We start from the raw sequence: 12,825 nt of genomic DNA on the forward strand, positions 1-12,825 counted from the left end.
CAATGGATATTCAGAATAAACAGTTCGCATCTTGGCTGATGACCATAAGTGCGTTTTTATTTGGAATATCCCTTTCCTCTTTATATATCAGCCGCTCTACAATCGCGATTACACTCGGCCTTAGTCTAATCTGCGCTCTAATCGCAAGCCCCACATATAAAATTAGAGATTTCAAACAAGCCATTCCAACCCAGCTTTGGATATTCCTAGGCATCATCTTAATGGGGCTGGGTGCGAGTATTTTCACATCTTTAAAACCGGATACCTCTTTTTCCACATGGTTAAGATTGGCCTCTTTACCGGTTTCCATCGCTTTTTTATGCTATCTCTTAATATCAAAAATAGCTTTAATTCATCGGGTATTAACCGTTAGCCTTTTTATCTGCCTAATCTACTCTGTACTCGGGCTGTATTTTAATAACCATTTCCTTCTTTTACTTATAGGGAAAGAAACAAGCCGTGACTTTAATTTAACATTAAAACCCTTGCTCACTGTTTCCTTGTTAAGCCTGCCTATCGCACTGTTATACCTGCATAAAAACATGCGTCTCAACCCCGTTTATAGTATTGGTACGTTCCTCTTTTTTGGCGTGCTTATCTTGTTTTCGCTCGCAAAATCCACATTGTCAGGTTTTCTGATTATGACAGCAACATGTGGGTTGGTTTATCTCATCAGATTACAAAATAAAAAAATTATACTGTCTTCTCTCTGTCTGTTTGGCATTAGCTTTTCTGCCGCTTTAATCTGGTTAAAAGAGCATATCTACACTCTAAGCCAAGCTGGTGAAAAACTCGGCTATCTTCCTGTCTGGCTTATTGATTTGCACAGACAATTAATCTGGCAATTCTCATGGGAAAACATCCAACTATCTCCCTTATTTGGCTATGGTATCAACGCCTCAAATTACCTTGAAGGCAGCTCTCAAAGCGTTTCACAATACCTGCAAACAAAAGGGGTTAGCTTTACAGACCCAACAGCCCAGTCTGTTCCAATCCTGCCCAGCCATACGCACAACTGGATTATTGAAATCGCACTTGATACTGGCCTTGTAGGTAGTATCCCCTTTATTATTGCCATTGTTTCAATGTTTGTTTTCTTAACTTCCAGATATGTACGCACAGGCCATCTCGCACTCATGTGCGCAATAGCGATTAATGCGGCTTATTGGGGCTCAGGACTTTTCAATTTCTCCTATTGGAGCGCTTGGTGGCAAACCAGCTATTATGTGAGCTTCTTCTTCTGTTTAGCCTTATATTTTGATGATCAGTCGTCCGAAAAGGAGCTGACATGACCCAGCCCAAAGCGCTCATCGTCGTTTCTGAAGACTGGTATTTCCTCTCCCACCGCCTGCCTCTTGCGCAAAAATTAAAGAGTAATGGCTTTGATGTCCGTGTTATTTGTAAAATCACACATGATCGTAAAAAGATTGAAGGTGAAGGGTTCTCACTGATTCCTTTGGAGTTGGACCGCGAAAACTTCACGCCTCTAAAAGCCCTTAAAACAGTTCTTTCTTTAAGAAATATTTATCAAAAAGAACAAGCCGACCTGATTATCCATGTGGCTTTACTGACCTCCTTTTTGGGGACATTTGCCAGCTGGTTTTGTAAATCAACAAAAATTCTTAATATGATTACCGGGTTTGGGTTTCTCTTCATTTCCCAATCTTCCAAAGTCCGTGTCATTAGAAATATTATCAAAACCTTCTTCAGACTTTTCTCACTTTCCTCCAACACCCACATCATCGTTCAAAATCAAGATGATCAAAAAATCATGGCCGCACTGGGTTTTAAAGTGGGGAAAACATTACACCTTATTAAAGGCTCTGGCGTTGATGCCGAGAAATTTCATCCAGCCCCACAGTTCCCAAAGCGTCCCGTTGCTACATTTGTCGGACGCTTATTATGGGCAAAAGGAGTTGATGAAATTGTTAAAGCCGCCCGTTTATTAAAAGACAAAGGCAGAGATTATAAAATCGTCCTTGTTGGTGATATTGACCCCGGCAACCCGCAAAGTGCCACGCAAGAACACCTTAATAACTGGAAAAAAGAAGGCATTGTTGAGTTTTGGGGCGCTCAAAGCAACATCACTGAGATTTATCAAAAATCTACAATAGCTCTTTTACCGTCTTGGCGCGAAGGCTTACCCAAAAGCCTGCTTGAAGCAGCTGCATGTGGCATACCGATGATTGCAACAGACGTTCCCGGTTGTCGTGAAATTGTGAAACATAATGAAAACGGCTATCTCGTTGGCCTTAAAAACCCCATTGATCTTGCCAATGCGATTGAAAAACTGATGGAAAACCCCGAACTATGCCAAAAGTTTGGTCAAGCCGCACGACGTGATATTGACGCAGAATTAAATGATCAGGCAATTCTTGAAAAAACAGCTCTACTGATTAAAAACATCCTCAAAAATTGACTTCTTGTCTGGATATCACTATCCACATAGCGTGATGATTTAAACGGTGTATGATCTTGACAATTTTCTATAATATTTCCTTATTTATCTCCGTCTGTATTGTGAGCTTACTCGCTACACAGCTTGTCCTTGGATATTTAAAGAAAAAAGCTATTCTTGATCATCCAAATGAAAGAAGCTCACATAGCATCCCCGTTCCAAGAGGCGGTGGGCTAGGACTTCTTATTGCCATTGTCCCAAGCTTATTCTTAGTCAATTTCCTCTCAGACAGCTCCTTAGCGCTGGTCTATCCTGTCTTATTCTGTGCCAGCGCACTTGCCCTGCTTTCATGGTTTGACGATCTCCACAACCTCAGCCCAAGCGTGCGTTTTCTCACTCAGTTTGCCTGTGTTTCGCTTTGTATTTATTTACTGCCTGCGACAGAACAAGGTTATTTGGGGAACTTTCTCCCCTTATGGGGTGAAAAAATTATTCTGACATTAGGCTGGGTCTGGTTCATTAACCTATTTAATTTTATGGATGGGATTGATGGTATTTCGGGCATCGAGATTTCCTCCATTGCTCTTGGCATAATCTTAATTGCCCTTCTCGTCTCTCTACCCAACGAGTTTATTCAAACTGGCCTTATCCTCTTTGCCGCAGCTATTGGTTTTCTTAGATGGAACTGGCACCCCGCACAGGTTTTCATGGGGGATGTGGGTAGTGTTCCCATTGGATTTATTCTCGGCTGGCTGCTTATTTTAATTGGCGGTGAAGGCTATCTTCTTCTGGCAGTACTTCCTCCACTTTACTATCTCTCAGATGCAACGATTACACTGATCAAAAGAGCTTTTAGAAAAGAAAAGGTCTGGCAGGCTCACAGGGATCATTACTATCAACGGGCAAATAAAGCAGGTCTCGCTCATAATGTTATTTCAAAACGAATTTTACTGACTAATCTTGTTTTGATTTTCACCATATGGGTCAGTTTAAAAGTCTCTCTTTTATTAGGGCTTCTCATCGCAATGCTCGCTGTTGGTCTTGTTCTTTTCAGCTTTGATAAAAGGTATAAAACATCATTATGAGTAAAATCCTTGTTACGGGTGCAACCGGATTTGTTGGTCATTGTTTATGCAAGCTCCTCATAAAGGCCGGGCATAACGTTATTGCCCCTTATCGAAGCGAAAAATCAGACCTTGATGTTAACTGGATCAAAATTCCCTCAATTGATGCCCATACCAATTGGGACAAGAAGCTAGAAGATGTGGATTGCATCATCCATCTGGCAGCACGCGTCCATATAATGAATGATACTTGTGATGATCCGCTTAATGAATTTCGCAAAACCAACGTTGCAGGAACGCGCCAACTTGCACAAGCAGCGATTCAGCAAGGTGTAAAGCGCTTTGTCTTTTTAAGCAGCATCAAGGTAAATGGAGAAGAAACAGCTAACGATAAACCTTTTACCAATACAGACACCCCAAACCCTCAAGATCCTTATGGGGTTTCAAAAATGGAAGCCGAAAATATGTTACGAGAACTTGAGAGCACAAGTTCCCTTGAAGTTTCTATCATCCGCCCTCCTTTGGTTTATGGAGAAGGCGTTAAAGCAAATTTTCGCAGTTTATTAAAGCTCTCTTCAAAAGGGCTACCTGTTCCTTTTGGCTGCCTTGATAACAAAAGAAGTCTTATTCACGTTCAAAACCTATGTGATTTTATTATTCTTTGTGCCTCTCATCCCAAAGTTGCAGGTAATACCTACCTTATTCGTGACCCAAAAGACATTTCTGTTAAAGAGATGTATCAATTGATGGGCCAAGAAGCCGGGAAAAAAACCCTTATTCTACCTTTCCCCAAAATAGTACTCAAAGCTCTTGGAAAACTCCTTGGCAAGCAAGCCATGATCCAACGATTAACATCCTCATTGCAAATTGACCTAGGCCCTGTGATCACGGAGCTTCACTGGAAAGCCCCATTGAATGTGAAAGAAGCTTTTTCACAGACAGTTAAATGGTATAAATCTCAAGCAAATAGTTGAAGTATCGCCCAAAACGCGTTACTCCCTTAATGTGAATCCCGTTAGAAAATAGGGCGCATATGTCTGTATCCTTTGGCAAAATTTCAAATCGAGGCTTAATCGCTTTTAGTCATGATCTCATCATGGCAGCTTTGTCGTTTAATATTGCCCTATACTTACGTCTTGGTAGTGATTTCACATCACAAATGACCATGATAAAAATCGGCACTCCTTTAATCGCTATATTGGCAGCCATTACATTCTACGTAATGGGCCTTTATAAAGGGATTTGGCGTTACGCCTCTATTCGTGATCTTGTTGCTATCACCAAATCAACCAGCCTGTTGATTATGGTCTTTGCCCTTTTAATGTTTTTTGCGACCCGTCTAGAAGATTACCCCCGCTCAGCCCCACTCATTAACTGGTTTGTCCTTATGGCCCTTTTGGGAGGGCCACGCTTTATATATCGCCTCCTTAAAGACAAGCGTTTTAATGTCGCAGATGCCTCCACGACCTCAAAATCCATTCCTTCCTTACTCATTGGTGCAGGAGATGGTGCAGAACTCTTCCTAAGAGCGATTGAGCGAAATCCTTCTATCCCATACAAACCAGTTGGCCTCGTTGCTGAGAAAAAATCACGTCTTGGTCTAGATATTCATGGTGTCTCTGTTCTTGGAATGGTTGATAATTTGTCCGATGTTCTTGAGAAACTGGCCAAAGTCCATAAAAAACCCCAACGTCTGATCCTTACTAAAGAAGACTGGCCGGGTGAAAAGGTACGAGAACTTTATGACCTTTCTGAAAAATATGGAATTCCCCTATCGCGCCTGCCAAAACTGACCGATTTAAAATCTGGCGCTGAAGAAAAAATCGAGGTCCGTCCCATCGATGTAGAAGATTTGCTTGGGCGTCCGCAAAAGGCACTCGATAAATCTCTGCCCCAATCCCTTGTTAAAGGCAAACGCGTCTTGATTACGGGTGCAGGCGGCTCCATCGGGAGTGAGCTTGTGCGCCAGATCTCAAGTTTTGGTCCCAGTGAAATTCTGCTGCTTGAAGCTTCAGAATATGCGCTTTACTCCATTGATATGGAAGTTTCGCGAAGCTATCCAGAACTCAAACGCCAAGCACTGATCTGTAACATCCGTGAGGCCAGTCGCCTTAATCACATTTTCGAGACCACTCAGCCTGAGCTGGTCTTTCATGCTGCGGCCCTTAAACATGTGCCTTTGGTTGAAGAAAACCCCCTTGAAGGTATCCTCACCAACGCCATTGGCACACGTAATGTAGCAGATGCCTGTGTGGCCCATAATGTTCAGTCCATGGTGCAGATTTCTACCGATAAAGCAGTTAACCCCACCAATATTATGGGTGCGACCAAACGTATAGCCGAAAGCTATGCCCAAGCATTGGATTTACAACAACTGCCGTGTCGTTTCACCACGGTGCGCTTTGGTAATGTTTTAGGCTCAACAGGTTCAGTTGTGCCTTTATTTCAAAAACAAATGAGCCAAGGCGGCCCTTTAACGGTGACCCATGAAGACATGACCCGTTATTTCATGACTGTGCGCGAAGCCGTTGAACTGGTCCTCCAAGCCGCTGTTCTCACCCAGAAAGATCACGCCCTTGATGGTAAAATCTGTGTTCTGGATATGGGTGAGCCCGTTAAAATCCTACATCTTGCTGAACAGATGATCCGGCTTTCTGGTTTTGAGCCTTATAAAGACATCGATATTCAATTTACAGGCTTGCGCCCGGGTGAAAAACTCTTTGAAGAAATCTTCCATGGGGACGAACCACCAACACCATCTGAGCTGACAGGGGTTATGATTGCCACACCACGGGTGCGTGATTGTGAGCGTTTACAAGCCGACCTCAAAGAGCTTGAAAACCTATCCCTGCAAAAAGAAACACAGTGTGCGTTAGATAAAATTCAAGTCATGGTGCCTGAACTGGCCCACAATAAGCTGGATTAAAGAAATACGTAAGGGCTTAGCCACCCACACGGCTCAGGCGCCACTTGATCAAAGCCCCTTCGCCACGCAACGGGCCTTGGATGATGATTTGATCGGTATGGCGCATTTCGCCGGGTTGGCCCACATAGATGCTTTCGCGCATATCAAGCTTGCCGCCTTGTACGCGCAAATGCCAACCGATACCATTTTGCATTTTTAAAAGAGCCGCTTGCCCATCTTGCACAAGAGAGGCATGGATATCAGGGTGTAGATGTAAGCTAATGGCGTATGAGCTTCCCCCCATGCCAGTGAGCTTATCTTCAACCCGAATGTCATCCCCGGTTTTATTGATATAGACACTGCGTCCATGGATCAGCCCCATGGTGTTTTTATAAGCATCATGGCTGGTGTCGATCAAGATCTGCCCGTTATCTTCATAACGCTGATAGGTCACATTGACATGTTGCGGCTTGATCCCGCCACCATGGAGCAAGGACAGGCAGTTTTTATCATCAACGGTTAGTGTATTATGCGCTGCTGTGGCGGCTAACGCTTCTTGCCAGCTCGGATCACCCCCTAAGACAGAACCACAATTGACCAGCAGTCGTTCTTCCCCATGACTGATTTCAAGGCTTAGCGGCGCTGCATGACCAAAAGAATGGCTATTGATATCTGGTGGGGCCGCCACATCCATTAACAAAACGCTGCGTCCCGCCTCGACACGTTGAAAGCCGCTATGGCGCGCATCGCTTAAGGGAGTACCTTGATTGCCTGTGCGATCAAGAAGTTCTTCAATGTCCTGCGCATTACCTTCTTGCCCGCCATGGAAAAGGGCAAGCGCCCCATCACTATGGCGCAGGGTTCTGATCATTGGGGCCATACGGTCAATGCATAGGCGAATGGCCTTGGGACATTCAATTTGCATTTCTTCAAACACATCAACCAGTTCCAACGCCATACGCATGGTGTGGAATAAGGTGATGGGACAGCGCGAAATATGACCGCCATCAGCCAAAATCTGTTTATCAAACTCACCGCCAAGGCGGGCTAAGGTCTTATTAAAGCGTTTTTGACGATCTTTGATAAAAAGGCAAACATACAGTTGCCCGCGCAAGGCTTTTAAAAGGTTATAGCCGCTTAAATCATTAAAATAGGAGCGCGATAAGTGGGAACCTTGCAACGACAAGCTGGTGTAAAAGGACTCAATAAAATCCTTATCCGCATTCGCCACCAGTTTGGGCGCATTATACATCCATGAGACCAAACGATCCCCAATCACATCAGCGCGCCAGGCCAAAGGCGACCAGACCCCATGTAGGTCAAGCCAGTTTTTTACATATGCACGGGCTTTGAGAATTGCCTCAGCATCTTCATATTCACACAGGTCGCCCAACCAGTAAAACCCATGAATCCAGTTTTGCCAGGCTTGATCATCTTGGGCTGTAGTCCAAGGCTGGTCACCACTTTTATAAATACGTCCAGCAAAAGGAAAGCTGCCGGATTTTAAAGAGCGCCCATGGCCCACACGCAGGTTAAAGAGCGCCTTTGGAATAGGCTCTATTTCCAGCTGCTTGCGTTTTTTAAGTGTAATGAGGTAAAGCGGAGAGCGATAAGTCAGTGCGCGCAGTCTATTCACCCATTTTTGTAAAAACGGCGGCTCATGAATATTTTCGTTATTATCCAATGACATAAACCATTCTCGACATAGGTGACTCTGCGGTGATTTTTATTTCTTGCACCATACCTATCAGGTTCAAAGAATCGAGGCAAGGTGATGGCAAAAAAAAGCGGCCTTTGAACAACTCAAAGACCGCTTATCAGTAGGGGGTAACTCTTTTAAATTTCTGGGAACCAAACATCTAGAATGCCGAATTCTTCTAGACGGCTGACAACATATTCAGCAGCTTCTTCCGCATTCATTTGTGAGCCATCAATATGAATTTCGGGATTTTCCGGTTTTTCATAAGGTGATGAAATTCCGGTGAAATTGGGCAAATCGCCTGCGCGTGCCTTGGCATATAGCCCTTTCACATCACGTTTTTCACAAATCTCAAGCGGTGTATCCACAAAGACTTCAATAAATTCACCGTCTTCCAATAAATCACGGGCCATTTTACGCTCTGATTTAAATGGTGAGATAAAGGACGTTAGGGTAATCATGCCCGCATCAACAAACAATTTTGCTGTTTCCCCAATGCGGCGAATATTTTCTACGCGATCAACATCACTAAAGCCCAAGTCCTTGTTTAAACCATGGCGCACATTATCCCCATCCAGCGTATAGGTATGTTTATGAAGCGAATGCAGCTTCTTTTCTACCAAATTGGCAATGGTGGATTTACCCGAGCCTGAAAGCCCCGTAAACCACAGTGCACAAGCCTTTTGGCCTTTGCGCTCCGCACGTTGGTTTTTATTAATATCCAATGACTGCCAATGCACATTGGTTGCGCGGCGCAACGCATGGGAAATCATGCCCACACCAACCGTTGCATTTGAGTAACGATCGATTAGAATAAAGCGGCCTGTGCCTTGACTGTCGGCATACGGGTCAAAAGCCACATTGCGATCAAGCACAATGTTACAGATACCAACTTCGTTTAAATCCAGTGTTTTCGCTGCTGCATGCTCCAACGTATTGACGTTGACTTTATATTTCAGCTCACTGATTTGCGCAGCTGCTGATTGAGTACCAAATTTAATCAGGTATGAGCGACCGGGCAAAAGCGCTTCATCATGCATCCAGATGACTTCACCTTCAAACTGGTCGGCATAATCAGGGCGTGCTTTGGCATCCACCAACATATCACCGCGTGAAATATCGATCTCGTCTTTTAAGGTCACGGTTACGGCTTGGCCTGCCACTGCCTCATCTAAGTCCCCATCCATGGTGACGATTTTATCCACAATGGAGGTTTGACCAGAAGCCGGAACAGCAATTTCATCACCCGGCTTAATAGAACCAGCTTCAATCGTGCCACTAAAGCCACGGAAATCGAGGTTCGGACGGTTCACCCATTGAACAGGTAAGCGGAACGGCTTTTCTTTGATATCTGACGCCACCGGAACAGTTTCCAAATAGCTCATCAAAGTCGGGCCATGATACCAGTGGGTATTTTCACTGGGCTGAATGATATTATCGCCTTTAAGCGCCGAGATCGGCACAAAAGTAATATCATCAAAACCAAGGTCTTTGGCAAATTCGCGATATTCTTCTTCAATAGCGACAAAACGGTCCTTGGCATAATCCACCAGATCCATTTTATTAACGGCCACAACAATCTTGCGAATACCGACCAAAGACACGATATAGCTATGTCGTTTCGTCTGCGTTAGAATACCTTTGCGCCCATCAACCAAGATCACAGCCACATCCGCATTAGACGCACCGGTCGCCATGTTGCGCGTATATTGCTCATGACCAGGCGTATCGGCCACGATGAATTTGCGTTTATCTGTTGAGAAGAAACGATAAGCCACATCAATGGTGATGCCTTGTTCACGTTCTGCTTGAAGGCCATCCATTAACAAAGCGTAATCAATATCACCGCCTTGAGTACCAACTTTTTTAGAGTCGGTTTCAAGGGCGGCCAGTTGGTCTTCAAAAATCAATTTTGAATCCCATAGCAGGCGCCCAATCAAGGTCGATTTACCATCATCTACTGAGCCACAGGTGATAAAGCGCAGCAGGCTTTTATCTTCTTGGGCTTGCAGGTAAGCCAGAATATCTTCTGAAATCAGTTTATCTTGGTGGGCCATTAGAAATACCCTTCTTGTTTTTTCTTTTCCATAGAACCGGCTTGGTCATGGTCAATCATGCGACCTTGGCGCTCAGATGTGCGGGTGAGCAACATTTCCTGAATGATAGCCGGTAATGTATCAGCTTCTGACTCCACCGCCCCTGTGAGTGGGTAACAGCCAAGCGTTCTAAAACGCACGGACTTCATCATGGGTTTTTCACCAGCATCCAAAGGCATACGCTCATCATCGACCATGATTAACATACCGTCGCGCTCCACAACCGGGCGTTTTTTGGCATAGTAAAGCGGTACAATGGGGATATTTTCTTTATAGATATATTGCCAGATATCCAGCTCCGTCCAGTTAGACAGCGGAAAGGCACGAATGCTTTCACCGGGCTTCACACGGGCGTTATAGACATTCCACAATTCTGGGCGTTGGTTCTTTGGGTCCCAACGGTGATTTTCAGATCGAAACGAAAAAACACGCTCTTTTGCACGGGATTTTTCTTCATCACGACGCGCCCCACCAAAGGCCGCATCAAACTTATATTTATTTAGGGCCTGCTTGAGCGCTTCCGTCTTCATTACATCGGTATGCATGGAGGAGCCGTGAGAAAAAGGACCAATCCCCTGCTTTACACCATCTTCATTGACATGAATGATAAGCTCAAAGCCATATTCTTTAGCCATCTGATCGCGAAACGCGATCATTTCCTTAAACTTCCACGTGGTATCCACATGCATTAAGGGAAAAGGAATTTTGCTTGGGTAAAAAGCCTTACGTGCCAAATGCAACATGACAGCAGAATCTTTACCAACAGAATACATCATCACCGGATTTTCAAATTCAGCCGCAACTTCGCGGATAATATGAATGCTCTCGGCTTCGAGCTGTTTTAGATGGGTAAGTTCAGAAGATTTCATGGAATCTCTACCTCGGACATACTTTAATTTCGATGCAACCTAGTCACATCAAACTAAAGAGTCAAATAAAAAGTACATTTTTTGTGTGAAATAAATATTAAATACAAAATTTATGTGTGATTAATGAGATAAGAATGCAATTACCCGTTCCTGATCTACAGACGATAAATATGGATGCATCGGTAAACTCACAACACATTGAGATAGCTTTTGTGCAACACCACAGCCACTGGGCGCTATTGGATAAGCGTCATAGCCTTTCTGTTGATGCAAAGCGATTGGATAGTAGACCTGAAGCGGAATCCCTGCTGCTTTAGCTCTCTCAATTAGCCCCGCCCTTTGATCAGTTTTCAAAGTATACTGTGCCCATGCTGATTGATACTCAGCTAGACTGTTAGGAACTTCAAATTTTTCAGCTAAAGCAGAAGAATATATCTTCGCAATAGATTGACGCTCTGCGATTTCTTTGGGGAAAGCTTTTAACTTCACCAATAAAATGGCAGCTTGGATTGTGTCTAAGCGTGAATTAAATCCGACAGAGACATTATCATACTTATGAAGGCCTTTGCCATGCACACGGAGCGAGCGCAGTTTGTTGGCTAAAACCTCATCATTGGTAAAAATCGCACCGCCATCACCATAACAGCCCAATGGTTTTGCCGGAAAGAAACTTGTTGTTGTTATGGGGGCCAATTGGCCGACTTTCTTATCACCAATAGATGCACCAAAGGACTGCGCACCATCAGCAAGGACATAAAGGTCAAACTCACTTGCAATCTTATTGATTGCATCATAATCAGCGGGTTGCCCAAATAAATCCACAGGGATAATACAACGTGGCTTAAGCTTCGTTTTCGCAATACTTTCAATCGCATTGTGAAGGCTTGTCACACTCATATTGAATGTATTTTCATCAACATCAACAAATACAGGCGTCGCCCCAGCATTCACAACCGCCTCAGCAGTTGCAATAAACGTAAATGCAGGGACAAAGACCGCATCACCGGGACCAATATTCAGGGCTTTCAGAGATAAAACCAACGCATCTGTGCCATTTGCACAGGAAATAGCGTGATGTGCGCCACAATATTGCGCCAACTTCTCTTCCAGCATATGGACTTCTGGCCCCATGATATACTGACCATGTTCCAGCACGGTTTTAATGGCTTGATCTATTTCCGGCTGTAACACCTTTTGTTGAGCAGCTAAATCAATAAATGCAATGGGGTCATGACCCATTTTAAATCTCCACTAGCTGCCCATCAGAAACTTGATATTTACGCCCATCCAATGGACAAGTCATATCTTCATCCAAAATCTCACCAGCATGGCTGACCCAACCAATTTGTTTTGCTGGCACCCCAACCATTAAGGCATGAGCAGGCACGTCTTTTGTCACAACGCTTCCCGCACCAATAAAAGCATAGGGGTGGATCGTCACCCCGCAAACAATGGTGCAATTTGCCCCTAAGGTGGCACCTTTGCGCACAAGCGTATCACGGTATTGGTCTTTGCGAGAAACATGGGCGCGTGGGTTATAGACATTTGTAAAGACCATACTGGGCCCACAAAAAACATCATCTTCCAAAGTTACATTGTCATAGATCGATACGTTGTTCTGAACCTTCACCTGATTGCCAATAACAACCTTATTTCCAACAAAGACATTTTGCCCAAAAGAACAATCTTTGCCAATTTTAGCCCCAGCGCACACATGGGCCCAATGCCATACACGCGTACCTTCACCAATTTGTGCGCCATCATCAATGATTGCTGTTGGGTGATGCACCATCT

The 12,825-nt window shown here is 44.2% G+C and carries 10 protein-coding genes; 5 read left to right on the forward strand and 5 right to left on the reverse strand.

The genetic code is table 11. The features are described from left to right. Positions 1-2 precede the first annotated feature (2 nt). The 5 genes from MTBPR1_RS17810 to MTBPR1_RS07135 are packed head-to-tail and all read left to right on the forward strand — an operon-like array spanning position 3 to position 6,388. Positions 3-1,292, forward strand: a complete 1,290-nt coding sequence (locus tag MTBPR1_RS17810) for an O-antigen ligase family protein (RefSeq protein ID WP_083222955.1) — start codon at positions 3-5, stop codon at positions 1,290-1,292. Further along, a complete protein-coding gene (locus MTBPR1_RS07120; protein WP_069186885.1) occupies positions 1,289-2,419 on the forward strand; it encodes a glycosyltransferase family 4 protein in 1,131 nt (376 codons plus the stop codon). Before MTBPR1_RS17810 ends, MTBPR1_RS07120 begins: the two co-directional genes overlap by 4 nt. 56 nt (positions 2,420-2,475) lie before the next feature. Beyond that, on the forward strand, positions 2,476-3,483 hold the full coding sequence (locus MTBPR1_RS07125) for an MraY family glycosyltransferase (protein ID WP_165602633.1): 1,008 nt from the start codon (positions 2,476-2,478) through the stop codon (positions 3,481-3,483). After that, a complete protein-coding gene (locus tag MTBPR1_RS07130) occupies positions 3,480-4,436 on the forward strand; it encodes a UDP-glucose 4-epimerase family protein (RefSeq protein WP_069186887.1) in 957 nt (318 codons plus the stop codon). The genes MTBPR1_RS07125 and MTBPR1_RS07130 overlap by 4 nt, the downstream gene beginning before the upstream one ends. 59 nt (positions 4,437-4,495) lie before the next feature. Continuing rightward, the gene (locus MTBPR1_RS07135; protein ID WP_069186888.1) at positions 4,496-6,388 is read left to right on the forward strand and encodes a polysaccharide biosynthesis protein; all 1,893 of its coding nucleotides are present in this window, start codon (positions 4,496-4,498) and stop codon (positions 6,386-6,388) included. A 16-nt stretch (positions 6,389-6,404) separates the two neighbouring features. Here the strand turns inward: MTBPR1_RS07135 and MTBPR1_RS07140 are convergent, their stop codons facing one another. The 5 genes from MTBPR1_RS07140 to MTBPR1_RS07160 all read right to left on the reverse strand — a co-directional run bounded on the left by MTBPR1_RS07140 (position 6,405) and on the right by MTBPR1_RS07160 (position 12,823). Further along, on the reverse strand, positions 6,405-8,057 hold the full coding sequence (locus tag MTBPR1_RS07140; protein WP_069186889.1) for a heparinase II/III family protein: 1,653 nt from the start codon (positions 8,055-8,057) through the stop codon (positions 6,405-6,407). Between the two features lie 146 nt (positions 8,058-8,203). Then, positions 8,204-10,123 (reverse strand): sulfate adenylyltransferase subunit CysN, encoded by a 1,920-nt coding sequence (gene cysN, locus MTBPR1_RS07145; RefSeq protein ID WP_069186890.1) that lies wholly within the window; start codon positions 10,121-10,123, stop codon positions 8,204-8,206. Further along, the gene (gene cysD / locus MTBPR1_RS07150; protein WP_069186891.1) at positions 10,123-11,031 is read right to left on the reverse strand and encodes a sulfate adenylyltransferase subunit CysD; all 909 of its coding nucleotides are present in this window, start codon (positions 11,029-11,031) and stop codon (positions 10,123-10,125) included. The genes cysN and cysD overlap by 1 nt, the downstream gene beginning before the upstream one ends. 120 nt (positions 11,032-11,151) lie before the next feature. Continuing rightward, on the reverse strand, positions 11,152-12,270 hold the full coding sequence (locus MTBPR1_RS07155) for a DegT/DnrJ/EryC1/StrS family aminotransferase (protein ID WP_069186892.1): 1,119 nt from the start codon (positions 12,268-12,270) through the stop codon (positions 11,152-11,154). 1 nt (position 12,271) lies between these two features. Then, positions 12,272-12,823 (reverse strand): acyltransferase, encoded by a 552-nt coding sequence (locus tag MTBPR1_RS07160; protein ID WP_069186893.1) that lies wholly within the window; start codon positions 12,821-12,823, stop codon positions 12,272-12,274. Positions 12,824-12,825 lie beyond the last annotated feature (2 nt).

It is taken from the genome of Candidatus Terasakiella magnetica, from assembly GCF_900093605.1.
In the GTDB taxonomy this organism is placed as follows: Bacteria; Pseudomonadota; Alphaproteobacteria; order Rhodospirillales; family Terasakiellaceae; genus Terasakiella; species Terasakiella magnetica.

Bases quoted from the DNA above. Each gene is read 5' to 3' on its own strand.
- MTBPR1_RS07155 (WP_069186892.1), bottom strand. From the start codon at position 12,270: ATGGGTCATGACCCCATTGCATTTATTGATTTAGCTGCTCAACAAAAG.
- MTBPR1_RS07135 (WP_069186888.1), top strand. From the start codon at position 4,496: ATGTCTGTATCCTTTGGCAAAATTTCAAATCGAGGCTTAATCGCTTTT.
- MTBPR1_RS07130 (WP_069186887.1), top strand. From the start codon at position 3,480: ATGAGTAAAATCCTTGTTACGGGTGCAACCGGATTTGTTGGTCATTGT.
- cysD (WP_069186891.1), bottom strand. From the start codon at position 11,031: ATGAAATCTTCTGAACTTACCCATCTAAAACAGCTCGAAGCCGAGAGC.
- MTBPR1_RS07120 (WP_069186885.1), top strand. From the start codon at position 1,289: ATGACCCAGCCCAAAGCGCTCATCGTCGTTTCTGAAGACTGGTATTTC.
- cysN (WP_069186890.1), bottom strand. From the start codon at position 10,123: ATGGCCCACCAAGATAAACTGATTTCAGAAGATATTCTGGCTTACCTG.
- MTBPR1_RS07140 (WP_069186889.1), bottom strand. From the start codon at position 8,057: ATGTCATTGGATAATAACGAAAATATTCATGAGCCGCCGTTTTTACAA.
- MTBPR1_RS07160 (WP_069186893.1), bottom strand. From the start codon at position 12,823: ATGGTGCATCACCCAACAGCAATCATTGATGATGGCGCACAAATTGGT.
- MTBPR1_RS17810 (WP_083222955.1), top strand. From the start codon at position 3: ATGGATATTCAGAATAAACAGTTCGCATCTTGGCTGATGACCATAAGT.